The sequence below is a fragment of the Neorhizobium galegae bv. orientalis str. HAMBI 540 genome (assembly GCF_000731315.1).
Lineage (GTDB): Bacteria > Pseudomonadota > Alphaproteobacteria > Rhizobiales > Rhizobiaceae > Neorhizobium > Neorhizobium galegae.
In genome coordinates, this window is sequence record NZ_HG938353.1 from 3,644,845 (window position 1) to 3,667,521 (window position 22,677).

General features: G+C 62.4%; 24 protein-coding genes. 13 read left to right on the top strand and 11 right to left on the bottom strand.

Going from position 1 to position 22,677, the window contains the following annotated elements; all coding sequences use genetic code 11:
- Positions 1-10 precede the first annotated feature (10 nt).
- Positions 11-940, top strand: coding sequence for an electron transfer flavoprotein subunit alpha/FixB family protein (locus tag RG540_RS17740; RefSeq protein WP_038590626.1), 930 nt, complete (start codon positions 11-13; stop codon positions 938-940).
- 146 nt (positions 941-1,086) lie between these two features.
- Positions 1,087-1,968: a 3-hydroxybutyryl-CoA dehydrogenase gene (locus tag RG540_RS17745; protein ID WP_038590629.1), complete on the top strand. Its 882-nt coding sequence runs from the start codon at positions 1,087-1,089 to the stop codon at positions 1,966-1,968.
- Between the two features lie 323 nt (positions 1,969-2,291).
- On the opposite strand, the gene tlpA is transcribed toward RG540_RS17745, so the two are convergent.
- The gene (gene tlpA / locus RG540_RS17750; RefSeq protein ID WP_038590631.1) at positions 2,292-2,960 is read right to left on the bottom strand and encodes a thiol:disulfide interchange protein TlpA; all 669 of its coding nucleotides are present in this window, start codon (positions 2,958-2,960) and stop codon (positions 2,292-2,294) included.
- A 23-nt stretch (positions 2,961-2,983) separates the two neighbouring features.
- Here tlpA and argH point away from each other — a divergent pair, with 23 nt between their 5' ends.
- The 4 genes from argH (at position 2,984) to RG540_RS17770 (ending at position 8,857) form a co-directional block, all read left to right on the top strand.
- Positions 2,984-4,387 carry an argininosuccinate lyase gene (gene argH / locus RG540_RS17755; RefSeq protein WP_038590634.1) on the top strand — a complete coding sequence of 468 codons (1,404 nt, stop codon included), beginning with the start codon at positions 2,984-2,986 and terminating at the stop codon, positions 4,385-4,387.
- 102 nt (positions 4,388-4,489) lie between these two features.
- Complete coding sequence (gene lptM / locus RG540_RS17760; RefSeq protein ID WP_038590638.1) at positions 4,490-4,696, top strand: LPS translocon maturation chaperone LptM; 207 nt, start codon at positions 4,490-4,492, stop codon at positions 4,694-4,696.
- Positions 4,697-4,711: 15 nt separating this feature from the next.
- Positions 4,712-5,980, top strand: coding sequence for a diaminopimelate decarboxylase (gene lysA / locus RG540_RS17765; protein ID WP_038590640.1), 1,269 nt, complete (start codon positions 4,712-4,714; stop codon positions 5,978-5,980).
- 135 nt (positions 5,981-6,115) lie between these two features.
- Positions 6,116-8,857: a TIGR02302 family protein gene (locus tag RG540_RS17770; protein ID WP_038590643.1), complete on the top strand. Its 2,742-nt coding sequence runs from the start codon at positions 6,116-6,118 to the stop codon at positions 8,855-8,857.
- 4 nt (positions 8,858-8,861) lie between these two features.
- Here the strand turns inward: RG540_RS17770 and RG540_RS17775 are convergent, their stop codons facing one another.
- The 3 genes from RG540_RS17775 to RG540_RS17785 form a co-directional block, all read right to left on the bottom strand.
- Positions 8,862-9,239, bottom strand: a complete 378-nt coding sequence (locus tag RG540_RS17775) for a response regulator (protein WP_038590646.1) — start codon at positions 9,237-9,239, stop codon at positions 8,862-8,864.
- A 128-nt stretch (positions 9,240-9,367) separates the two neighbouring features.
- The gene (hpt, locus tag RG540_RS17780; protein ID WP_038546323.1) at positions 9,368-9,910 is read right to left on the bottom strand and encodes a hypoxanthine phosphoribosyltransferase; all 543 of its coding nucleotides are present in this window, start codon (positions 9,908-9,910) and stop codon (positions 9,368-9,370) included.
- A gap of 62 nt (positions 9,911-9,972) precedes the next feature.
- On the bottom strand, positions 9,973-10,632 hold the full coding sequence (locus RG540_RS17785) for a hypothetical protein (RefSeq protein WP_038590649.1): 660 nt from the start codon (positions 10,630-10,632) through the stop codon (positions 9,973-9,975).
- A gap of 207 nt (positions 10,633-10,839) precedes the next feature.
- On the opposite strand from RG540_RS17785, the gene ftsE reads away from it, so the two are divergent.
- From ftsE to RG540_RS17805, 4 genes are all read left to right on the top strand, one after another.
- Positions 10,840-11,499 (top strand): cell division ATP-binding protein FtsE, encoded by a 660-nt coding sequence (gene ftsE / locus RG540_RS17790; protein WP_038590651.1) that lies wholly within the window; start codon positions 10,840-10,842, stop codon positions 11,497-11,499.
- Positions 11,492-12,550 carry a cell division protein FtsX gene (locus tag RG540_RS17795; RefSeq protein ID WP_038590654.1) on the top strand — a complete coding sequence of 353 codons (1,059 nt, stop codon included), beginning with the start codon at positions 11,492-11,494 and terminating at the stop codon, positions 12,548-12,550. Before ftsE ends, RG540_RS17795 begins: the two co-directional genes overlap by 8 nt.
- Positions 12,551-12,614: 64 nt before the next feature.
- A complete protein-coding gene (locus RG540_RS17800) occupies positions 12,615-13,346 on the top strand; it encodes a YdcF family protein (RefSeq protein WP_038590656.1) in 732 nt (243 codons plus the stop codon).
- A gap of 84 nt (positions 13,347-13,430) precedes the next feature.
- Positions 13,431-14,222 (top strand): lysophospholipid acyltransferase family protein, encoded by a 792-nt coding sequence (locus tag RG540_RS17805; protein WP_038590658.1) that lies wholly within the window; start codon positions 13,431-13,433, stop codon positions 14,220-14,222.
- Here RG540_RS17805 and RG540_RS17810 read toward each other — a convergent pair.
- The gene (locus RG540_RS17810) at positions 14,207-14,809 is read right to left on the bottom strand and encodes a gamma-glutamylcyclotransferase (RefSeq protein WP_080725037.1); all 603 of its coding nucleotides are present in this window, start codon (positions 14,807-14,809) and stop codon (positions 14,207-14,209) included. The two genes, RG540_RS17805 and RG540_RS17810, sit on opposite strands and share 16 nt — an antisense overlap.
- Position 14,810: 1 nt before the next feature.
- Between RG540_RS17810 and RG540_RS17815 the strand changes: the two genes are divergently transcribed.
- Positions 14,811-15,815, top strand: a complete 1,005-nt coding sequence (locus RG540_RS17815; RefSeq protein ID WP_038590662.1) for a DUF2125 domain-containing protein — start codon at positions 14,811-14,813, stop codon at positions 15,813-15,815.
- A gap of 19 nt (positions 15,816-15,834) precedes the next feature.
- On the opposite strand, the gene RG540_RS17820 is transcribed toward RG540_RS17815, so the two are convergent.
- The 3 genes from RG540_RS17820 to RG540_RS17830 form a co-directional block, all read right to left on the bottom strand.
- A complete protein-coding gene (locus tag RG540_RS17820; protein ID WP_038590664.1) occupies positions 15,835-16,764 on the bottom strand; it encodes a prephenate/arogenate dehydrogenase family protein in 930 nt (309 codons plus the stop codon).
- Positions 16,761-17,870 (bottom strand): histidinol-phosphate transaminase, encoded by a 1,110-nt coding sequence (gene hisC / locus RG540_RS17825; protein ID WP_038590666.1) that lies wholly within the window; start codon positions 17,868-17,870, stop codon positions 16,761-16,763. The genes RG540_RS17820 and hisC overlap by 4 nt, the downstream gene beginning before the upstream one ends.
- Before the next feature lie 189 nt (positions 17,871-18,059).
- Positions 18,060-18,800 carry a class I SAM-dependent methyltransferase gene (locus RG540_RS17830; RefSeq protein ID WP_038546354.1) on the bottom strand — a complete coding sequence of 247 codons (741 nt, stop codon included), beginning with the start codon at positions 18,798-18,800 and terminating at the stop codon, positions 18,060-18,062.
- Positions 18,801-18,888: 88 nt separating this feature from the next.
- On the opposite strand from RG540_RS17830, the gene gloB reads away from it, so the two are divergent.
- Positions 18,889-19,659 carry a hydroxyacylglutathione hydrolase gene (gene gloB / locus RG540_RS17835; protein ID WP_038590669.1) on the top strand — a complete coding sequence of 257 codons (771 nt, stop codon included), beginning with the start codon at positions 18,889-18,891 and terminating at the stop codon, positions 19,657-19,659.
- The gene (locus RG540_RS17840) at positions 19,660-20,079 is read left to right on the top strand and encodes a cupin domain-containing protein (RefSeq protein ID WP_038590672.1); all 420 of its coding nucleotides are present in this window, start codon (positions 19,660-19,662) and stop codon (positions 20,077-20,079) included.
- On the opposite strand, the gene RG540_RS17845 is transcribed toward RG540_RS17840, so the two are convergent.
- From RG540_RS17845 to RG540_RS17855, 3 genes are read right to left on the bottom strand one after another with little or no spacing between them, the layout of a single operon-like run.
- Entirely contained in the window at positions 20,076-20,729 is a 654-nt protein-coding gene (locus RG540_RS17845) for a lysoplasmalogenase (protein ID WP_038590675.1), read from the bottom strand. The genes RG540_RS17840 and RG540_RS17845 overlap by 4 nt on opposite strands.
- Positions 20,730-20,763: 34 nt before the next feature.
- The gene (gene yddG / locus RG540_RS17850) at positions 20,764-21,651 is read right to left on the bottom strand and encodes an aromatic amino acid exporter YddG (protein WP_038590678.1); all 888 of its coding nucleotides are present in this window, start codon (positions 21,649-21,651) and stop codon (positions 20,764-20,766) included.
- 35 nt (positions 21,652-21,686) lie between these two features.
- On the bottom strand, positions 21,687-22,460 hold the full coding sequence (locus RG540_RS17855; protein WP_046600842.1) for a DUF3108 domain-containing protein: 774 nt from the start codon (positions 22,458-22,460) through the stop codon (positions 21,687-21,689).
- Between the last annotated feature and the right edge of the window lie 217 nt (positions 22,461-22,677).

Consider the following 22,677-nt stretch of genomic DNA (forward strand, 5'->3'; position numbering starts at 1 on the left):
GAACATCAACATGGCCATTCTTCTTCTGGCAGAACACGACAATGCGAGCCTCAACGACCAGACCGCCAAGGCGCTGAGCGCAGCCTCCAAGATCGGCGGCGATGTGCATGTGCTGGTCGCCGGTTCCGGCGCCAAAGCCGCTGCCGATGCCGCTGCAAAACTTGCCGGCGTTTCCAAGGTCCTGCTCGCCGACAGCGCCGACTACGCCAACAACCTCGCAGAACCGCTTTCGGCTCTGATCGTTTCGCTAGCCGGTTCCTACGACACGATCATCGCCGCTGCGACGGCATCTGCCAAGAACGTCATGCCCCGCGTCGCAGCCCTGCTCGACGTCATGCAGGTCTCGGAGATCGTCGAGGTCGTTTCGGCCGACACGTTCAAGCGTCCGATCTATGCCGGCAACGCCATCCAGACCGTCCAGTCAACCGACGCCAAGAAGGTCATCACGGTGCGCACCGCCTCCTTCCAGGCGGCTGGCGACGGCGGTTCCGCCTCGGTCGAAAGCATTTCGGCTGCCGCCAACCCCGGCCTGTCGAGTTTCGTTTCGGATGCGCTGTCGTCGTCCGAACGTCCGGAACTGACCTCGGCCAAGATCATCATCTCCGGCGGCCGGGCACTCGGCTCGGCGGAAAAGTTCAAGGAAGTCATCCTGCCGGTCGCCGATAAGCTCGGTGCAGCCGTCGGCGCATCGCGCGCAGCGGTCGACGCGGGTTACGCCCCGAACGACTGGCAGGTCGGCCAGACCGGCAAGGTGGTCGCGCCGGCACTCTATATCGCCGTCGGCATTTCCGGTGCCATCCAGCATCTCGCCGGCATGAAGGATTCGAAGGTCATCGTCGCCATCAATAAGGACGAGGAAGCCCCGATCTTCCAGGTTGCCGACTATGGCATCGTCGGCGATCTTTTCGAAATCCTGCCCCAGCTCGAAAAGGCGCTTTGAGCCTTTGTTCATTTCGCAAGCGCGAAAAATGCTGGCAAAACGACAAGCAGCAGAATAACAATCTGCCGGACTGCATACATGCAGTCCGGCATTTCTATGAAATCGGCGTACGCTTGAGATGGCGTAAACGCCCAGGGAGCGAAACCATGGGTTTGGTCATAAAAAGCATCGGCATCATCGGAGCAGGCCAGATGGGCTGCGGTATTGCACATGTTTCGGCTCTCGCCGGATACAAGGTGCAGATGTACGACGTGTCCAAGGACCGGATCGAAGCAGCGCTCGCAACCATCAACGGCAATCTCGCCCGCCAGGTCTCCAACGGCAAACTCGGCGATGACGAGCGCAAGGCGGCCCTTGCCCTGATTTCCGGCTCTTCCGACCTCAACGATCTCGCGCCGATGGATTTGGTGATCGAGGCCGCGACGGAAGACGAGAGCGTCAAGCGCAAGATCTACGCGCAGGTCTGTCCGGTCCTTAAACCCGAAGCGCTGCTCGCCACTAACACCTCGTCGCTTTCCATTACCCGCCTCGCTTCCGCCACCGACCGTCCGGAGCGCTTCATGGGTATACATTTCATGAACCCGGTGCCGGTGATGAAGCTCGTGGAACTGGTGCGCGGAATCGCGACCGACGAGCCGACCTTCCGGGCTGCCAAGGACTACGTCGTCGCGCTTGAAAAGACTGCGACCGTCGCCGAGGATTTTCCGGCCTTCATCGTCAACCGCATCCTGCTGCCGATGATCAACGAGGCGATCTACACGCTTTACGAAGGCGTCGGCTCGGTCGAGGCGATCGACACTGCCATGAGGCTCGGCGCCAACCATCCGATGGGGCCACTACAGCTCGCCGATTTCATCGGCCTCGACACTTGCCTGTCGATCATGCAGGTCCTGCACGACGGCCTGGCCGACAGCAAATACCGCCCCTGCCCGCTTCTGGTAAAGTATGTCGAAGCCGGCTGGCTCGGCCGCAAATCCGGCCGCGGATTCTACGATTATCGCGGCGAAGTGCCGGTTCCGACGCGGTAAGTTAAACCGCCACCTAAGCTTGTCAGTCATGTCGTTCTAAACTATATTGAGGAGTAAGAGGCGAGCTTGCGCCCGCCTCTCGTAGATCACCTCCGGAATAACACCCGCACGCCTGCCAGCTCGTGCGGGTTTTCCTTATGGTGAACGTGATGCTAAATGGCATGAGCCACATAGTTCACTCTCCAGTTGGATGGCGAGGCCTTCGCCGGGTCGGAGGAGCCCATCTCCTCCGATGCGCCTGACAGGGGCGCGTCTGCTTGGCCATCACAACCAAAAGCAGCATAGAGTAGAGATTTACGTTACTTCAATTGGAAAATTGCGGGCTAAGGCCCCTTCGCCGCCGTGATCAGCGCCTTGGCATCCGGGCTGTCCCAGGCTGCCGGACCGTTCATCGCCGAGATCAGGCAGCCTTTCTTGTCCATCACCAAGGTTACCGGCAGGCCGAAGGCGAGGCCTTCCTTCTTCAGCGAGTTGAAGACGCCCATTGAACTGTCGCGGTAATAACCGAGCGTATCGACGCCGTATTCGGCGAAGAAAGCCTTGGGCTTCTCGTCGCTGCCGGTATCGATATTGACCGCCACGACCTCGAAGTCCTTAGCCCCCATGCCCTTCTGCAGCGCATTCAGCGCCGGCATCTCTTCCCGGCACGGGCCGCACCAGGTTGCCCAGAGATTGAGCAGCACGGTCTTGCCTGCGAAATCGGCGGTCTTGAGGTCCCGGCCGTCCGGCCCCTTGAAGGTGAGATCGAGCGGCCGAGGCGGTTGGGCGGCGACCATGGCAGCGACCTGGCCCTTGGAGAATTGCGAAACCGACTTCACCTTCTCGACTGCACCCTCGCAGGCGCCGGAGGATTGGGCGGAGAGCCCGGTCTCGCCATTGCCAGACCCCACATTCGTCACGTATACCGCCACGGCACCGGCAAGTATTCCCGCAACGGCGGCAATCACGATCAATCTGGCGGACGGAAGGCCGAAAGGTCTTTTGGTCGTCATCAATTACTCCAGGACTAGGCATCATGGCTGAAGGCACGAAGGACGCAGTATCCTCCAACCAGATGTGGGGCGGACGCTTCGCTTCAGGGCCGGATGCGATCATGGAGGAGATAAATGCCTCGATCGGTTTCGACAAGAAGCTGTTCGCCCAGGATATCCGCGGCTCAATAGCGCATGCGACGATGCTCGCGGAAAAGGGCATTATTTCGGGCGAAGATAAAGACAAGATCGTCTCCGGCCTGAACACGATCATGTCAGAGATCGAAACCGGCAAGTTCGAATTTTCGCGCAAGCTCGAAGACATCCACATGAACATCGAGGCGCGGCTGGCAGTGTTGATCGGCCCCGCCGCCGGACGCCTGCACACCGCCCGCTCCCGCAACGACCAGGTGGCGCTCGATTTCCGCCTCTGGGTCAAGGAAGAGCTCGTCAAGACGGAAGCGATGCTGACCCGCCTGATCGCCGCCTTCCTAGACCGCGCCGAGGAACACGCCGATACGGTCATGCCGGGCTTCACCCATCTGCAGACTGCCCAGCCGGTCACCTTCGGCCATCACTGCATGGCCTATGTGGAAATGTTCGGCCGAGACCGCGCCCGTGTGCGCCACGCGATCGACCATCTCGACGAAAGCCCGATCGGCGCCGCAGCGCTGGCCGGCACGCCCTACCCGATCGACCGCCACATGACGGCCAAGGCGCTCGGCTTCCGCGAACCGACCCGCAACTCGATCGACACCGTTTCCGACCGCGACTTCGCGCTGGAATTCCTGTCCGTCGCAGCGATCTGCGCCGTGCACCTGTCGCGGCTGGCCGAAGAGATCGTCATCTGGTCGACGCCGCAATTCGGCTTCGTGCGCCTGTCGGATGCATTCTCGACCGGCTCCTCGATCATGCCCCAAAAGAAGAACCCGGATGCCGCCGAACTGGTGCGCGCAAAGACCGGCCGCATCAACGGCTCGCTGGTAGCGCTGCTGACCGTCATGAAGGGCCTGCCGCTCGCCTATTCCAAGGACATGCAGGAAGACAAGGAACAGGTCTTCGATTGCGCCGAGAACCTGGAACTGGCGATCGCCGCGATGACCGGCATGATGCGCGACATGACGATCCGTGCCGACAAAATGCGTGCCGCCGCCGGCGCTGGATATTCGACTGCGACGGATCTTGCCGATTGGCTGGTGCGTGAAGTCGGCCTCCCTTTCCGCGACGCCCATCACGTGACCGGCCGCGTCGTGGCGCTTGCAGAAAGCAAGGGCTGCGACCTTTCCGAACTGTCGCTCGAAGAACTGCAGTCGATCAATCCGGCGATCACCGACAAGGTCTTCAACGTCCTTTCCGTCGACGCCTCAGTCGCCAGCCGCACCAGCTTCGGCGGCACCGCGCCGGCGGAAGTCCGGAAGCAGATCGCCTGGTGGCGCGCCCGGAATTGATGTCGGCAGGACGAACGCTGAGAAGTGATGCCGGATAGTGACTGCACAAGGGCGCGGAACTTCGCTATGAAAGTTCCGCAGCCGTGCCGGAGAAGGAATAGAATGTCGAAGTCCCTGGTAAAAATCGCCCGCATCGCCTTTGTGCTGAGCCTCGCCGGCATCGTTGTCGTCGGCTGCGGCCGTAAGGGCAGCCTCGACCGCCCGAGCACGCCGGTAGAGCAGCAGAACATCCGCAAGAGTGGCAAGCCGGGTGAACAGAAAGCCGAGCCGGTTGCCAACCGGCCTTTCCTGCTCGACCCGCTCCTGTAATTTCCGAGTTTTACCGTGAATCATTTTCATTACATCGACGGCGTGCTGCACGCCGAGAACGTGCCGATCCCGGAAATCGCCAAGGCGGTCGGGACCCCCTTTTACGTCTATTCGACGGCCACCCTGGAACGTCACTACAAGGTTTTCGCCAAGGCGTTCTCCGATGTGGACGCGATGGTCTGTTATGCCATGAAGGCGAATTCCAACCAGGCGGTGCTGAAGACGCTCGGCCGGCTCGGCGCCGGCGTCGATGTCGTCTCCGGCGGAGAGCTGCGTCGCGCGCTGGCCGCCGGCATTCCGGCAAACCGCATCATGTTTTCCGGCGTCGGCAAGACGGTGCAGGAAATGGATTTGGCGCTGCAAGCCGGCATCTACTGTTTCAACGTCGAATCCGAGCCGGAACTGGAAGTCCTCAACCTGCGCGCCCGGAAAGCCGGCCGAAAAGCGCATGTCTCCTTCCGCATCAACCCGGATGTCGATGCGGGCACGCATGCCAAGATCTCCACCGGCAAGAAGGAAAACAAGTTCGGCATCGCCTATGAGCGCGCCCGCGCCGTTTACGCTCATGCCGCGACGCTCGATGGCATCGACGTCAAGGGCATCGACATGCATATCGGCAGCCAGATCACCGAATTGCAGCCGTTCGAGCACGCCTTCCGGTTGCTGCGCGAACTGGTCGAAACGCTGCGCACCGACGGCCATCGCATAGACCACGTCGATATCGGCGGCGGTCTCGGCATTCCCTACCGTCAGGACAACAATCCCCCGCCGCTGCCCGATGCCTATGCGGAGACGGTGAAGCGCCAGCTGCGGTCGCTGAACTGCAAGATCGTCACCGAGCCCGGCCGGCTGATCGTCGGCAATGCCGGCATTCTGGTGACCGAGGTCATCTACGTGAAGGACGGTGGCGAAAAGTCCTTCGTGGTCGTCGACGGCGCGATGAACGACCTGATCCGTCCGACGCTCTACGACGCCTATCACGAGATCCGTCCGGTGGTCGTGCCGGCCGCCGATGCGTCGCGCATCAAGGGCGACGTGGTCGGCCCGGTCTGCGAAACCGGCGACTATCTGGCGCTCGACCGCGAGATGGCCGAACCCAGGCCCGGCGATCTGATCGCAATCTCGTCGGCCGGCGCTTACGGCGCCGTGCAGGCAAGCACCTATAACAGCCGCCTGCTGGTGCCGGAGGTTCTGGTGAAGGGATCGGAGTTCCATGTGGTGCGTCCGCGCGGCAGCTACGAAGAGCTCATCGGCCTCGATTCCGTGCCGGCATGGCTTGACTGAACATTTAACGCGCCGTTCACTTTTACGGGAAAGCCCGGAAAATATGGGGGCGGATCGCCCCCTGCCCTCGTCTTCGCCACAAACATCGTTATCTTGGAAGCTTGATTTGCGCCGCCACGACTGGAGACGGATCGCATGAGCTTCATCCGCAAAGGTGCCTTCGAATTGCATCCCGTGCTTGCGCGTCGCGTCGCACTGAAACGGTCCTTCGCACGGATCGTGTTGTTTTTCGAACGGATTTTGCCGCTGCTGCTCGCGCCCCTCGGGATTGCGGCGCTTTTCCTGTCGGTGGCCTGGTTCGGGATTTTCCGGATCGCGCCGGACTGGGTGCGCTGGGTCCTGGTCGGCGGCTTCGCCTTTGCCTTCGTGTATGCTCTGCTGCCGTTAAGCCGCCTGCGTTGGCCGGCGGTGGCTGATGCCGACCGGCTTCTGGAAGTCCGCAACAACCTGCCCCACCAGCCAGTCGGCGTGCAGGACGACCAACCGGCTTTCGAAACGCCCTTCTCCCGTGCCCTGTGGAAAGAACATCAGATCCGCATGGCCGAGCGCATTGCAGCGCTCGACGCCGGCCTGCCGCAGCCCGATATCGCCCGGCACGACCGGTTTGCGCTCCGCGCCATTCCTGCTCTCGTCTTCGTCGTCGCGCTCGGTTATTCCTTCTCGAACGGCGGCGGTTCTCCCGCCGATGCCTTCCGGCCCGCACCACCGGCGCCGAGCATCAATCCGGACCTGCGCATCGACGCCTGGCTGACGCCGCCCTCCTATACCGGCCGTGCGCCGGTCTTCCTGACCGGCCGCGAGGCGACCACGACCGTGGCCGCCGTCTCCATCCCGCAGAATTCGGCCCTGACGGTGCGCGTCACCGGCGGCGAAGGCGGCGAGGCAGTCGTCTTCGCCCCGAAAGCCGGAGGGCAACCATCGACGCTGATCACCGAGGAAGCCAAGAAGGCAGCCGAGGACGCGGCGCAGCAGCAAAAGCAGGCCCCCGGACAGCAGGGGCAGCAGACAGCCCAGCAGGCACCGGCCCCACAGACATCGACTCAACCGGCCGCACCCCAGCAGCCCAACCAGCAGCGGCCGCCCCGCACCTACGCGCTCAATGTCGCCGAAAGCGGCAGCCTGACCGTCAACGGCCAGACCTGGGCCTTTGACGTGATCCCGGACCGGCCGCCGGAAATCGCCTTCGATGGCCAGCCGAAGCGTTCCGTCAACGGCGCGCTGGAGATCGGCTACACCGGCAAGGACGATTACGGCATCCGTGAAGCTCATGCTCTGATCGAACCTGTCGGCCAGCCGGCTCCGGGCGCAACCCCGCTTTATCCGCTGCCGGACTACCGGCTTGACCTGCCGCGGCAGAACAGCCGCGAGGTCAAGAGCCTGACGAGCCGAAGCCTGATCGAGCATCCGCTCGCCGGTAAACGCGTCAAGATCACCCTGATCGCCAAGGATGGCGCCGGCCAGACCGGCCGCAGCCCCACCCATGAAATGGTGCTGCCCTCGCGCGGCTTCTCCGAACCGCTGGCGGCGGCCGTCGCCGAAGAGCGCCAGGTCTTCGCGCTCGATACCCGCCAGATGCCCCGCGCCATCGAGCTCAATGAAGCGCTGGCGATCCGTCCCGACGAGACCATCCCCAACCTCAGCCATTTCCTGCTGATCAGGTCGGCGCTCGAGCGCATGAAGCTCGCCCGCAACGAGGAACAGCTGAAGGAAACGGCCGAATATCTCTGGGAAATCGCGCTCGGCATCGAGGATGGTGACCTGTCGCAGGCCGAACGCCGCCTGCGCGACGCGCAGCGCAACCTTGCCGAAGCGCTGCAGAACAAGGCGTCCGACCAGGAGGTCGCTCGGCTGATGCAGGAACTGCGCGAAGCTATGCAGCAGTTCATGAACGAGCTTGCGCAGCGGATGCAGAACGCTCCGCAGGCGCCCAACAACATGCAGTCCCAGAACGTCATCCGCCAGCGCGACCTGCAGAACATGATGAACCAGATCGAAAACCTCGCCCGGTCCGGCAATCGCGACGCCGCCCAGCAGATGCTCAACGAATTGCAGCGGATGATGAACAACCTGCAGGCCGGCCGGCCGCAGCGGGGTCAGCAGGGCCAGCAACAGCAGAACGGCCAGATGCGCCAGCAGATCGACAAGCTCGGCGAAATCATGCAGGAACAGCAGCGTCTGATGGACCAGACCTTCAAGCTGGATCAGGCGCTCCGCGACCGCATGCAGCGCGGCGACCCGAGCGAACGGCCCGGACAGGAAGGCCAACAACAGCAGCAGCAGGGTCAACAGCAGCAAGGTCAGCAGGGCCAACAGGGTCAGCAGGGTCAGCAGAACACCGACCAGATGACCGCCGAGCAGCTACGTGAAGCGCTGAAGAACCTCCGCGCCCAGCAGGAAGGCCTTGGCAAGAAGCTGGAAGAGCTGCAGCAGGCGCTGAAAGGCCTCGGCATGCAGCCCGGCGAAGGTTTCGGCAAGGCGCAGAACGAGATGGGCAATGCCGGCAAGGCGCTGGGCGATGGCCAGGGCGAGCAGGCCGTGCAAGGCCAGGGCAACGCGCTCAACGCACTTCGCCAAGGCGCCCAGAACATGATGCAGCAGATGATGCAGGCCATGCAGCAGCAGGGCCAGGGCCAAGGCCAGGATCGCGGCGGCCCGGGCGAGAACATGACCTCGCAAGGCGGTCAGAACGGCCGCGACCCGCTTGGGCGCCCGCGTGCCACGTCAGGCCCGGATTTCGGCGATCAGGTGAAGGTGCCTGATGAAATCGACGTCCAGCGCGCCCGCCAAATCCTCGAAGCGATCCGCGAAAAGCTCGGCAACGCGCTTTCCGGTGAAGCGGAGCGACAATACCTGGAACGGCTTCTGGATATTCGCTGAGCGATCAGGCCGCGCGGGAGCTTGCTGCGGCCAGCGCCGAGGCGACGGCACGGCGGATATCGGGAAGCGCGAACGGCTTCTGCACCACGTCGATCACCTTGGCTGCAAGATCGTCGGCACGCTCCCGCTGCTCGGCATAACCGGTCATCAGCAGGATCTTGAGATCGGGGAACTTGGCCGAAGCCTGATGCACCAGTTCGATCCCGTCCATGACTGGCATGCGGATATCGGAGAGCAGCAGATCGAAGCTACCCTCGCTCAGCTTTTCCAGACCTTCCGCGCCGTCACCCGCTTCATGGGTTTCATGACCATCGAGACGAAGCGCCCGCGCAACGAACATGCGAAGCGAGTCCTCGTCCTCGGTAATCAGGATTTTTGCCATTGCGGTGATCGCTCCCGTGTTTTGTTATGTGGGAGCAAATCAACAGAGTTTTCTTGTCGAGGAGTAAACGCCGGCCCTTTGCAGGCCGACATGGTTAACACCTCGTCTCCCCAAGCCAAGCAAATCGGTCAAGCGTCTCCGGTCACGACACCGACGAAAGGCAGCTCGCGAAAGGCATAGGCGACGTCCATGCCATAACCGACGACGAAATAGTCCGGGCATTCGAAACCGACATAATCCGCCTCCAGATCCTCCTGGCGCTTGACGCGTTTGTCGAGCAGCACGGCGACGGAAACATTACGGGCGCCGCGCTCATAGAGCATTTCCTTGGCGAATTTCAGCGTACGGCCGGATTCGAGAATATCGTCGATCAACAAGACGTCGCGATCCTTCACGTCGCTGTCGATGTCCTTGACGATCCGCACCCCTTGCGAAACGGTTCCGGCGCCGTAGCTCGACAGCGTGACGAACTCGACTTCCGGCGCAAGACCCACGTCATGCAGCGCCCGCAACAGATCGGCGGCGAAGATGAACGAACCCTTGAGGATAGCAATGACCAGCAGGTCCTTGGTCGGACCGGTGGCGATCTGCGCCGCGATCGCATGGTTGCGCTCGGCGATCTGTTCGGCGGTATAAAGCGGCTCGATGATTTTGCCGCGTACGACGGGCATGAGGTTCTCCTGCGTGTCCGTAAAAAACCGCGATACCACAATCCGCCGGGAAAGAGAAAGCTCTAGGCGCCGCGGTCCGCAAAGGAAAGCCGCAGATCGGGCAGTTTTCCACCGGGGTGGGGCACGCGCGCCGAAAAGCCTCGGCTCTGGCGGCCTTCGATGGACGAGGCCGGCGGCGAGATCAGCGTCGTCGCAATGAGTGTCTGGCCCGACATCAGATCGGCGCGGATCTGCGGCATGGCCCGGTTGTCGCCGCTGCGGTTCTCGACGATGCCGTTGATCAAGAGCACGCGCATGCCATTGGCATCCTGCGGCGTCATCGTCACATGGGTGATGTCGAGCGTCGGTCCGGCCCCGGCCGTCGCCGAACCGGCGAACAGGAACGTGAAGCCACCCGCGAGGCTGAAAACGGTAACGAAGACGATGGCCACTACTGCCGAGAAGAAATCGGCGGAAAGACGCATCAGGCCACGCTCAGTTCCCGCAAGAATCCGTTTCGCAAACGAGGGGGCAGTGACTGCGGTTTCCGTGCACTTGGTGCGATTGTCATTGTGCGAGCGCGGGGCCGACCCTCGGCGGAAGGTCTCGCGAACCGGGACGAACTGGGCGTCTACCACCTCGCCGCGCCGCGGGTTTATCCGGGTCGTGCGCGCGGAAGGTTCCGGCGGCAGGATGTCCATCTGGATGACTGTCTTGCCCTGATGGCTGCTAAACGTGCTCATGGGGCCCTCTTCGGCCCGTTTTCCCCGATGTTCGGGATGGCGGGCATTGAATCGAATCCTCCTCAGTCGTAAATTGAAATGGTTAACGCTTCGCAAATAAGGCCTGAAATTAGCCCTTTTCCGCGCGTGATTTACCGTTCGTTTACCCGGGTCGTTAAGAGATAGACGGGCACCAGAGAGTCGAAAGAGCGAGGACTGGGTCATCCGTTGATTCATTTCGAAAACGTTGGTCTGCGCTATGGGATGGGGCCGGAGATCCTGCGGGATATGACCTTCGACATCCCCAAGCGCTCGTTCCAGTTCCTCACGGGCCCATCGGGCGCTGGGAAGACCACCCTGTTGCGCCTGCTGTTCATGTCGCTGCACCCGACCCGCGGCATCATCCACATGTTCGGCCGCGACCTGTCGCAGATCCCCCGCGCCGAACTGCCGATGCTGCGCCGGCGGGTCGGTATCGTCTTCCAGGATTTCCGCCTGCTTGACCACCTGACCACCTACGAGAACGTCGCGCTGCCGCTGCGCGTGCGCGGCAAGGAGGAAAGCTCCTACCGCAACGACGTGATCGAGCTTCTGAAATGGGTCGGGCTCGGCGAGCGTATCAACGTGCTCCCCGCCGTCCTCTCGGGCGGCGAAAAGCAGCGTGCCGCGATCGCTCGCGCCCTGATGGACCAGCCGGAAATCCTGCTCGCCGACGAACCGACCGGCAATGTCGACCCGCCGATGGCGCGCCGGCTCCTCAGTCTGTTCCTGGAACTCAACCGGCTCGGCACCGCCGTCGTCATCGCCACCCACGATCTGGCGCTGATGGACCAGGTGGATGCAAGGCGGATGATCCTCACCGAAGGGCGGCTCGACATCTATGAATGAGCTAAGCCGCCCGAAAGCGACGAAGAGCGCCCAATCGCCGAAGCCCGAAAGCGAGCGGCAGGCTCAACCGGCGGGCCAGAAGCAGGCGCGCCGCGTCGAGATGCGGGTGCGGCCGACGGCCCCGATCCTGCCGCCCTCCAACATCCAGGGCAATGCGCTGATGGTAGTGATCGCCATCATGGCCTTCCTCGCCTGCCTGACGCTTGGCGCGGTGAGCATGGTGAGGGCGACGGCATCGAGCTGGCAGAGCCAGATTTCCCGCGAGATCACCATCCAGATCAAACCCGATGACGGGCTCGACATGGATGCGGCTTTGAAGAAGGCCCGCGACCTGGCGCTCACCTTCGTCGGCACCCGCGAAGGCACGATTATGGACGAAAGCGCGACGGCAAGGCTTCTGGAGCCGTGGCTCGGTACCGGATTGAACTTCGACGACCTGCCTATACCGCGCCTCGTCATCATCACCATAGATGAGCAGAACCCGCCCGATTTCGCCGGAATGCGCGATCTCCTGAAGACGGAAATCCCGCAGGCTTTCCTCGACGATCATCGCACCTGGGTGGATCGCCTGGTGTCGATGGCCCATACGACGGTGCTGATCGGCATGGGCGTCCTCATCCTCGTTTTCACCGCTATGATCCTGACAGTGATCTTTGCCACCCGCGGCGCGCTCTCCGGCAATCGCCATATCGTCGAGGTGCTGCATTTCGTCGGCGCCGAAAGCTCTTTCGTGGCCGGCGAATTCCAGAAACATTTCCTGAAGATCAGCATCAAGGGTTCCGCCGCCGGCGGTGCGCTCGCAGCCGCTATGTTCGCCATAGCCAACATGTGGCAGGCGAATTCGCTCGCGACGCCCGAAAGCGACCAGGCGAGCGCCCTATTCGGTTCCTTCACGATAGGCGTCGGCGGTTATCTCGGCATCTTCGCCACGATGATCGTGATCGCGCTGCTGACGACGCTCACCGCCCGGTTCACGGTCATGCGCACCATCGACGAGATCGACCTGATCCGATCCGATCCATCGCGTTCCGACGGGTTATCAGCTTCTTGAATCGGTTGCCACTCCTCTGTAGGTTGGCCCTGTTCTCGCCACGAATCTCCGGCTATGGACAATCATGACACCGGCTCCGACCACACCCGAAAATGAAGCGGATCGCCACCCGCGGCGGTGGCTCGGGAGAGTGTTTTCGCGCAACAGCCGGCTGCGATGGGCCGCCCGACGCATCATCATGGCCTGCGTACTCGGGCTGGCGCTGCTTTTTGGCGGGTTTTTGTGGTTTGCAAATGCGGTGACCTCACTGAAGGCGCCTGACGGCGTCAAGGCCGATGCGATCGTCGTGTTGACCGGTGGCTATCTGCGCATCGAACAGGCGCTCGGACTTTTGCGGGATGGAGCCGGCCAGCGCCTGCTGATCTCGGGAGCGCATCCATCCACCAGCCCGACCCAGATCCGCAAGGTCACACAGGCCTCGCCGGACCTCTTCGCCTGCTGCGTCGATATCGGCTACGATGCGATCGACACGATCGGCAATGCCAACGAGATCACCCGCTGGATCCACGACCACGGCTACAAGTCCGTGCTGGTCGTCACCAACAACTATCACATGCTGCGCAGCCTGCACGAATTGCGGCGTGCCGACCCGGTAACCAAGTTCATTGCCTATCCGGTGGTCAGTTCTGATCTCACCCGAAAAGCCTGGTTCGCCGAGCCGGACGTGTTGCGCACCATGCTTTCGGAATACGGCAAGGTCGTGCTGGCTACCTGCCGCGACTGGTTCGGCATCGAGCGCGGCACCGGATTGCGCAACGAAGATCCGCCGAAGACTGCATCAAAGCCCGCGCTCTGATACTTTTGCCCTCGCATGACAGCCCGGCGCTTTTTTCGCAGCGCGATCTCGTGTAGGCAACGCCTGTCCAAGAGGAAGCCTTCCATGCTGCTGGTGCGTTCGGTTCTTTTCAACATCGCCTTCTACACAAACCTGATCGTCCGGATGATCGTGCTGAGCCCGATCTATTTCCTGATGCCGCGCAAGGCGGCCTACCGCATCCCAAAAGCCTGGGCCGCCTCCTGCAACTGGCTGATGGCAAAAATCGTCGGCGCCACCTTCGAGATCGAGGGGCTGGAAAACGTGCCCGAGGGCGGTTGCATCTTTGCCCCCAAGCATCAATCCGCCTGGGATACTGTCGCGCTACTGCCCTGGCAGCGGGACCCGGTTTATATCCTCAAGCGCGAGCTGATGTGGATCCCGCTGTTCGGCTGGTACGCCGCCAAGCAGAAGATGATCCCGGTCAACCGCGGCGCCCGCGGCAAGGTCATGGTCGACGTCATGAACCGGACGAAGGAGGAGATGGCCAACAACCGCCAGCTCATCATCTACCCGGAAGGCACGCGCCGGGCGCCGGGGGCCGAGCCGCAATACCGCTACGGCATCGCCCGCATCTATCGCGACGTCGGGGTGCCCGTCGTGCCGATCGTCGCCCATTGGGGCCTGTTCTGGGGCCGCCGCAAGCTCATCAAATATCCCGGCCATTTCAAGGTCCGCATCCTGCCACCGATCGCACCGGGCATGGATCCGGATGCTTTTTACGCCCATCTGGTCGAAACCCTGGAACGGGAAAGCGACAGGTTGCTGGTCGAAACCGTGGCCGCCAATCCGCACCTGCCGCTGCCGCCGTCAGCGGTGAAGCGGCTTGCGGAGCTGAAGGCTCAGACGGCGGCCTGAGCTCGGGCTGTCACCGCCGCGCCGACGCCTTCCAGCCAATGATCGCGAATGCCCATGTCCTTCAGATGCGCCAGCGTGTTGAACACATAAGTATCGTTAGGACCCGATTGACCGACCGAGACGCGGACGATCTCAGCCGCCTGCTCGATCTCCAGCGCGCCGGCATATTGGACATGGTGGCGATCGACGACATAGCCGACCGCCTTCACCTGCCGCCCATCACTGAGCGAGACGGGCAGAATCTTTTCCAGATAGACATTCGTGACGAGTTCGCGGCGGCGCAGATAATCGAGCACATCCTCCCGATTCTCCCCGCTTACCCGGAAGGCAACGCCGCGGCATGAGCCGCCGCGGTCGAGACCGAGGACAAGGCCCGGACGATCCGGCGTGCCGCGATGCACGTAAGACCAGACACAGAGGGAGCGGCGGAAGCCGAAAGCACGTGCGGGCAGTCTTTCCTCAAACGTAAAACCGGGATTCCACATCAGAGACCCGTAGCCAAACACCCAAAATTCGTCCATATCCCGCGCCACACCATTCCAATTGAAGCGACCCGCCCCAACTTTCCCAGCACCATTGGAGAACATCATGGCAGCGTCAAGCCGAACTGGCGTCAGCGGAAAATTATGGCTACTCGCCTCCGGTGTGGTGCTGGTGATCGCACTTTACACGGCCGGCTGGTTCTATGGCGCCTCAGTGCTGAAGGAGCGGACGCTGAGCCTGCTCGGCAGCCAGGAAAGCCGCGGCATCTCGGCCGAATGCGCCGACGCGGACTATCGTGGCTATCCCTTCCGGATCGGCCTGTTCTGCTCGAAAGTATCGGTCGACGACCGCACCAACGGCATTTCCGCAATGTTCGGATCCCTGCGGTCCGCCGCCCAGGTCTACAATCCCGGCCATATCGTCTGGGAACTCGATTCGCCGATCGAGATCCGCACCGGCCACGGACTTTCGGTCTCGACAACCTGGGAGAATTTCCAGTCGAGCCTGATCACCCGGTTTCGCGGGGTGGAACGCACTTCGACGATGATCGAGAACGCGAAGACGAACATCCTATCGTCGGCAACCGGCCAGGCCTTCAATATCAGCGCCGGTCACACCGAAATCCATCTGCGCCAGAACGGCAACGACCTCGATGCGGCTCTGACACTCCAAAACACCGATGTGGTGATGAAGGACCTGCCGCAGCTTCTGCCGCGATTCACGGCCAATCTCGACCTGACCTTGACCGGTCGCGCCGGCATGATCGACGGATCCGATCCGAACGGAACCGCTCTCTATGGCACTCAGGGCCAGATGCGCAGTGTTTCGGCTGATCTCGGTGATGGCAAGCTGATCACCGTTTCCGGTCCCTTTTCCTTCGACGAGCAGGGCTACCTGTCGGGCAAGCTGAAACTCCGGGTCGAGCAGATCGATGCCTGGCGCGACAGCCTGAGCCAGGCGTTTCCGCAGATCGCCCCAACGCTGAAGACCGCCGCCAACATGCTGTCCGCCCTCGGCCGCGGCAAGAGCGCGTCGCTCGACCTCACCATCAACCGCGGCAAGGTATTCGCCGGCGGCTTCATCCAGATCGGCGAAATCCCGCCGATCTGACCGGGGTCACATCCTGATATCACTTCTTGGCGTCGAGTGAATGGCGGCCGAAATCCGGAGCGTCGACATCTTGGCCGGCCTGGACGATCGAGCGGCGGATAGCGCGGGTGCGGGTGAAGAGCTCGAACAGCTTGTCGCCCTCGCCCCAGCGGATCGCCCGCTGCAGATAGGCAAGATCTTCCGAAAAGCGCGCCAGCATTTCCAGGATCGCATCCTTGTTGTGCAGGCAGACATCCCGCCACATGGTGGGATCGGAAGCCGCAAGGCGGGTGAAATCGCGGAAGCCGGAGGCGGAATATTTGATGACTTCTGCGTCGGTCACCGTCTCGAGATCGTCCGCCGTGCCGACAATATTGTAGGCAATGATATGCGGCAGGTGGGAGACGATCGCCAGAACCTTGTCATGGTGCTGCGGGTCCATCTCGTCGATGCGCGAGCCGAGCGCCATCCAGAAGGACTTCAGCGTGTCGAGGGCCGCCTGGTCCGTATCCGGCAGCGGCGTGAAGATGCACCAGCGGTCCCGGAACAGGCCGACGAAGCCGGCATCCGGTCCGGATTTTTCGGTGCCCGCCAGCGGGTGGCCCGGAATGAAATGCACGCCTTCCGGCATATGCGGCGCCATCTGCGCGATGACGGAAGCCTTGGTGGAACCGACATCGGTGACGATGGCGCCAGCCTTCAGGCTACCGGCGATCTGCCTGGCGACGGCCTCCGATGCGCCGACCGGCACCGAGACGATGACGAGATCGGCATCTTTCACCGCGTCGGCGGCTGAGGAAACATAGTGCGTGCCGAGCGCCAGCTCTTCGGCGCGTTTCAGGGTTTCGGCGCTGCGCGTGGAAATCACCACCTCACCGGCCAAGCCAAGTTCCTTGACGTCACGGGCGATCGACGAGCCGATCAGGCCGATGCCGATCAGCGCGATCCGGTCGAAAAGCGGCGTGCTCATGCGCTTTTGCCCATGAATTCGCCGAGCGTTTCGATGACGCCGCGATTGGCCTCCTCCGAGCCGATCGTCATGCGCAGGGCGTTCGGAAAACCGTAACCGCGGACGGCGCGAAGGATATAACCGCGGCTGGTGAGGAACGCATCCGCTTCCGGCGCCCGCTTGCCGTCGACATCCGGGAAATGGATGAGCACGAAATTGGCGACCGAAGGCGTGACCTTCAGACCGATCGTCTCCAGCGCATGGGTGAGCTTGCCCTGCCAGAGATTGTTATGCTCGACTGCCTTTTCGACGAAAGCCTGGTCGCGGATGGCGGCGGCACCCGCGGCAATCGCCGGGGCGTTCATGTTGAACGGGCCGCGCACACGGTTGAGCGCGTCGAGAATGCCGGCCGGGCCGTACATCCAGCCGATGCGCAGCGCCGCAAGCCCGTAGACCTTGGAGAAGGTGCGGGTCATCACGACGTTCCTGTTGGACGACACCAGTTCGAGGCCGGCTTCGTAATCGTTCTTGCGCACATATTCCGCGTAGGCCGCGTCGAGCACGAGGATGACGCTCTTCGGCAGCCCGGCATGCAGGCGGCGGATATCGGCGACCGGAACATAGGTGCCGGTCGGATTGCCCGGATTGGCGATGAACACCATCTTCGTCTTGTCGGTGACGGCGGCGAGGATCGCGTCGACATCGACGGTGCGATCCTTCTCCTTCACCTCGACCACAGTGGCGCCGGCGCCCATGATCTGGATCTTGTAGACGAGGAAACCGTGTTCGGTGATGATCGCTTCGTCGCCGGTGCCGAGATAGACGTGGCAGAGCAGGCCCAGCAGCTCGTCGGAACCGTTGCCGCACATGATGTTTGCGACATTGAGCCCGTGCACCGAGGCGATCGCCTCGCGCAGCGCCATCGCCTGGCCGTCGGGATAAAGTTCGAGATTGCCCGCCGCCTGCTTGAAAGCGTCGATCGCCTTCGGGCTGGCGCCGAGCGGCGTCTCGTTGGACGAAAGCTTGAAGACGCGCGCCACGCCCGGAGCATGTTCCTTGCCGGGCACATAGGCGGCGATATCCAGGATGCCTGGACGCGGAACGGGCTCACTCGTGACGATGCTCATCGGATCAACCTTTTTGGAAAGCCTGAACGGCGGGTGTGATCCAGTGGGATTAAAGCCGAAAATCGCCTTTGTCGAGGGGTGGGGAATGGTCGGCGCAGCCGACGAAACGATCTGGTGAATCGTTTCGAATGACGAACGCCCTGAGCCAAAGCGAAGGGCCGGAGAATGCAGTCGGACGAGGGGCGGCCCTCACCGCGTTCGCGTCGTCGGCACGCCCTGGGGCGCCAGCACCGGCACGAAGACGCGGCGCGACGCACGGGCGGCGACCGGCAGGCCCTGGTAGAGGCGCTTCTGGGCCTCCACCACGATCACCCCCGAAAACACCGGCCAGAAGCGGCGCCCCAGGCGCTCGAAGGCCTGGCGCAGCTTCAGCACCGCGCGGATCTTCGACGGCGGGAAGAACAGTGCCTCGGCGCTGGCGCCGGGCGTGAAATTGGTCTCGCGCAGCAGCGAGGTGAGCTGCCCGCGCGAATAGGGCCGGCCGGAACCGAACGGCGTATGCTCCATGCGGGCCCAGACGCCGCGCCGGTTGGGCACGACGATGACCAGCCGCCCGCCGGGCGCCAGCACCCGCCAGAGTTCCTTCAAGGTCTCCCGCGGATTTTCGGCAAATTCCAGCGAATGCACCATCAGCACACGATCGACGGAAGAGTCCGGCAGCGGCAGTTCCTCGTCGAAGACGAGGGCCGTCGAGGAAAGCTCGCTGACCGGCCAGTTCACCGCCCCCTGCCCTGCCGGCATGAAGGCGAAAGTGCGTTCTGTATCGGCGCGGAAACGGTCGAGATAGGGCACGGCGTAACCAAGGCCCACCAGCCGCTCCTCCGGCAGCCTCGCCCAGAGCGAAGACAGCGCGAACGTGATCGACTGCTCAGCGAGATGGCCGAGGGGCGAGTGATAGAATTCGCGAAGATCGACGATATCCGTGTGCATGCGTGATTTGGTACCAGACGGCGGTTGGACTTCAAGGGACCAGTCTCTACATTGTGACGCAAAACACTTTCAGCAATGGGGTTATGTTATGAGACCACTGGAACTCGAAGTTTTTTCATGCCGCAGCGATAATTACGGCGTCCTCGTGCACGATCCGGAAAGCGGCCTGACGGCCTCGATCGATGCCCCGGAGGAAAAGCCGATCCTGGACGCGGCGGCCCGGCGCGGCTGGAAGATCACCCACATCTTCACCACCCATCACCACGGCGACCACGTGGAAGCCAACCTGGCGCTCAAGGAAAAGTTCGGGCTGGAGATCATCGGCCCGTTCAACGAGGCCGTGGCGATCCCCGGCCTCGACAAGACCATGGCGGATGGCGACGAATTCCAGTTCGGCGAACATCTCGTCTGCGTCATCGAGACGCCGGGCCACACCGCCGGCCATATCTGCTACCATTTCCCGGACGACAAGATCCTGTTCGCGGCAGACACCCTGTTTGCGCTCGGCTGCGGCCGGCTGTTCGAACGCCCGGCCGCCGATATGTGGCACTCGCTGCAGAAGCTCGCCGTCCTGCCGGACGAGACGGCCGTCTATTTCGGTCACGAATATACGCTTTCAAATGCGAAATTCGCATTGAGCGTCGATCCGGACAATGAACGCCTGCAGGCGCGCGCCAGCGAGATCGAGGCACAGCGCGCGGCCGGCCGGTTCACCATTCCGACGACGATCGGGCTGGAGAAGGAAACCAATCCTTTCCTGCGCGCCACCGACCCGGCCATCCGTCGCAACCTGGTGATGGAGAGCAAATCCAACGAGGAAGTGTTTGCCGAGATCCGCAAGCGCAAGGACAACTTCTGAATGAAGCCGGAAGAGATTATCGCCACGCTCGGCATGCAGCGGCATCCGGAAGGCGGCTGGTATGTCGAGACGTTTCGCGACGAAGACGGCGGTGCACGTGGCCATTCGACGGCGATCTATTACCTGCTGGAAGCGGGCGAACGCTCCCATTGGCATCGGGTTCGCGATGCGGCGGAGGTCTGGCATTTCTATGCCGGCGATCCGCTGCGACTGCGGATTTCCGAGGGCGAGACGGTCGAAGAGGTGAGGCTCGGCTCCGATCTCGCCAGGGGCGAACGGCCGCAGGCCGTGGTCCCGGCGAACGCCTGGCAGGCAGCGGAACCGCTTGGCCGCTTCACGCTGGTCGGCTGTACGGTCGCACCAGGCTTTCAGTTTTCGAGCTTCGAGATGGCACCGCCGGGCTGGGAGCCAACAGGCTAAGACAACGGCAGGCCGGCAACTGCCAACGTAAAAATCAGCTGTGCCGCGAAGTAAGTGCCCCACACGAACGGCTTCAGCCTCGCCATGACAGGCGCATCCGGCTTCACCAGGAACTTCTGGATCGCCAGTGCAGTGTCGGACATGACGAACAGCGCAGCGCCGGCCGCTGGCAGGATCGGCTTCACCGCCAGCGCCGAAAGCGCCATGGCGAGGATCGCGATCCCATAGGCAGTGACGGGGATGGCAAGCCGTCCGGCAGGGCGCCGCAACATGAAAAACGTCATGCCTGTCAGCACAACGAAAATCCATGCCGCCGTATAACGCCAGGCGGAGGCGACGAGTAGGCTCGGTTCTATCGACGGCCAGAACAGCGCCGCATAGGCAATATGCGAAGCGAGGAAGGCCGCGAGCCCGGCGACGAAAGCTGGCTCTCCCTCGTAGGCGAGGCAGGCGTCTCCGAGTGCACCGAGCGCCAGCGCTGCGACGAACAGCGCCGGCGCGCCGGAAAGACCGGCGTAGAGCACAAGCAGCAAGACTGGTAAGGTCTTCAGCACCGCGCGAAGATGGCCCGCCGGCCTTTTCAGCCAGCGGAAATAATGGATCGCAAGCGCGATCGAGGCGGCCAGCAGCGCCCATAACAACAGATACATCTCTTCCCCCACGTCCCCGACCCTTCAGGAACGCCTATTCGGCCGCGGCTTCCGCAATTGGCTTCGGCCGGAACATATCCCGAGCCGCCAGCACCGCCCCTCCGGTGATCAGCAGGCAGGCCAACAGGACGTTCCAGTTCGCTTCGGCAAAACCCGATGCGACCAGAATCAGCGTCGACAACAGCGGCGCCGCATAACTTGCCGCGCCGATGATCTGGATATCGCCGTTCTTGACCCCGTAGTCCCAGGCATAGAAGGCCGCACCGACCGGCAGCAGGCCAAGCCCGACGACCGCTGTCCACTCACCACTATTGGCGGGCCAGACGGTCGTCTCGAGCGCCAGATGGCAGATCAGCGAGAGCAGCGACGTGCCGAGGCAGAAACCGGTAACGACATCGGTCGAAACCCGATCGAAGCGCCGCGTCAGCAGCGAATAGCCCGACCAGGTGAAGGCGCAGAGAAAGGCCGCCCCGTAACCCGTGAGATAGGCGCCGTCGAAGGCAAGCCCGTTGCGGGAAACGATGGCGATCGTGCCGCAAAGCCCGGCGACCGCGCCAGCCACGTGATACCAGCGCAGCCTTTCGCCCGGCAGCAAGGCCGAACCAACGACGATGAACAGCGGCCAGAGATAGGCGATCAGCCCCGCTTCGACCGCCGGCGCGTTGCGGAGCGCCGTGAAATACAGAAAATGATAACCGAACAGGCCGCCGATGCCGGTGATCCACACTTTCGGTGGCTGCTTCAGGAAAGCAATACGCTCAGGCTTGACGATAAAAAGTACGATACCCGGCAGGCTGCCGATCGCGAACGTCATCGCGCTCATCTGGAAAGGCGGCACTTTTCCGGATGCGGCCGTCATCAGGGCCAGCAGCGACCACATCAGGATCGCCGTAAAACCGATCAACGTTCCCCGGATTTTCACCCCTGCCCCCTTGGGCGCCCGGGCGGGCGCCTTATTCAACCGCCATATTTGACGGCTGTCACGTAAACCTGCCCCATCCTTGTCGGGATGACGGCGTAGACCGGAGCATATACATTTACCGATTGCGCTTTGGCAAACCAGATTTCCATCGGCGTCTTGCGCAAATATTCGATATCGCTGCGCCCGCGCTTGAAGCCCGATCTCGGAAGGTAGCGGATCGAACAGACGATCGCCTCACCCTTGAAACCGTCGGTCGAAAACGGTCTGGTGCCCTTCGGTGTCAACACCAGGTCCATGCGCGACTCACCGTCATAGATCGGCAGCCGACTGGGGCAGACCTTGGCGTCGCCCGGGAAGATGAGGCCGCTCAACGGGTCGAGAACAGCGTGCAGGTCCTTTTCCGTCACGGGAATCCAGGTTTCCGGATTGCGGGTCGGCTCGGGCTTGACAGTCGTCTCGGTGACATTGCCGTTACGGTACTCGACGTCGTAGACACGCGTTCGACGGCCGGCGCTGTAAACGAGGTTGTAGCGCTCGGCCTGCAGCTTGTCGGCCTGCATGCGCCCGCTGACGCTGGTCTCGGCGGAGATGCGGCTGATGATGTTGACGATTCCGGCCGATTTGAACGTTCCGGTGATCTTGTAGTCGCTGCTGTTGAATTCGCTCGCGAATGACGCCTTGGCGATCGGCAGGATCCCGAGCGAAATATCGTATTCGCTAACATGCCGGATTTCCGCCGAGCCGAGCGGAACGGTCGTGAACCCGAAGACGAACACGAAGGCACTGACGAAACAGCCGTGAAGGTTCATGATTCTGCCCTGACCGATGAGGACGCCGAAAAGCGTCTTCCTGGAGACATATAGACGGTGCATCATGGCAAGAAAATAGCGGCGTCAGGGCACTGGCAGCGGATTCTCTTAGGGTTAGGCCAAGGTTTTGGCTTGACGCGACGAGCCCCACTGACTATAGAACCGCAACTTTCCACTCAGGACCAGTTGGATCGGCGCACCGGGCATTGCCCGGAAG

Coding starts and splice junctions, on each gene's coding strand:
- RG540_RS17810 (WP_080725037.1), bottom strand. CDS start 14,809: ATGTTCTCCAATGGTGCTGGGAAAGTTGGGGCGGGTCGCTTCAATTGG.
- RG540_RS17795 (WP_038590654.1), top strand. CDS start 11,492: ATGAATGAGCTAAGCCGCCCGAAAGCGACGAAGAGCGCCCAATCGCCG.
- lptM (WP_038590638.1), top strand. CDS start 4,490: ATGTCGAAGTCCCTGGTAAAAATCGCCCGCATCGCCTTTGTGCTGAGC.
- argH (WP_038590634.1), top strand. CDS start 2,984: ATGGCTGAAGGCACGAAGGACGCAGTATCCTCCAACCAGATGTGGGGC.
- RG540_RS17785 (WP_038590649.1), bottom strand. CDS start 10,632: ATGAGCACGTTTAGCAGCCATCAGGGCAAGACAGTCATCCAGATGGAC.
- RG540_RS17840 (WP_038590672.1), top strand. CDS start 19,660: ATGAAGCCGGAAGAGATTATCGCCACGCTCGGCATGCAGCGGCATCCG.
- RG540_RS17830 (WP_038546354.1), bottom strand. CDS start 18,800: ATGCACACGGATATCGTCGATCTTCGCGAATTCTATCACTCGCCCCTC.
- RG540_RS17805 (WP_038590658.1), top strand. CDS start 13,431: ATGCTGCTGGTGCGTTCGGTTCTTTTCAACATCGCCTTCTACACAAAC.
- RG540_RS17845 (WP_038590675.1), bottom strand. CDS start 20,729: ATGTATCTGTTGTTATGGGCGCTGCTGGCCGCCTCGATCGCGCTTGCG.
- RG540_RS17820 (WP_038590664.1), bottom strand. CDS start 16,764: ATGAGCACGCCGCTTTTCGACCGGATCGCGCTGATCGGCATCGGCCTG.
- hisC (WP_038590666.1), bottom strand. CDS start 17,870: ATGAGCATCGTCACGAGTGAGCCCGTTCCGCGTCCAGGCATCCTGGAT.
- RG540_RS17740 (WP_038590626.1), top strand. CDS start 11: ATGGCCATTCTTCTTCTGGCAGAACACGACAATGCGAGCCTCAACGAC.
- RG540_RS17770 (WP_038590643.1), top strand. CDS start 6,116: ATGAGCTTCATCCGCAAAGGTGCCTTCGAATTGCATCCCGTGCTTGCG.
- tlpA (WP_038590631.1), bottom strand. CDS start 2,960: ATGACGACCAAAAGACCTTTCGGCCTTCCGTCCGCCAGATTGATCGTG.
- RG540_RS17745 (WP_038590629.1), top strand. CDS start 1,087: ATGGGTTTGGTCATAAAAAGCATCGGCATCATCGGAGCAGGCCAGATG.
- RG540_RS17815 (WP_038590662.1), top strand. CDS start 14,811: ATGGCAGCGTCAAGCCGAACTGGCGTCAGCGGAAAATTATGGCTACTC.
- hpt (WP_038546323.1), bottom strand. CDS start 9,910: ATGCCCGTCGTACGCGGCAAAATCATCGAGCCGCTTTATACCGCCGAA.
- RG540_RS17775 (WP_038590646.1), bottom strand. CDS start 9,239: ATGGCAAAAATCCTGATTACCGAGGACGAGGACTCGCTTCGCATGTTC.
- RG540_RS17800 (WP_038590656.1), top strand. CDS start 12,615: ATGACACCGGCTCCGACCACACCCGAAAATGAAGCGGATCGCCACCCG.
- gloB (WP_038590669.1), top strand. CDS start 18,889: ATGAGACCACTGGAACTCGAAGTTTTTTCATGCCGCAGCGATAATTAC.
- RG540_RS17855 (WP_046600842.1), bottom strand. CDS start 22,460: ATGAACCTTCACGGCTGTTTCGTCAGTGCCTTCGTGTTCGTCTTCGGG.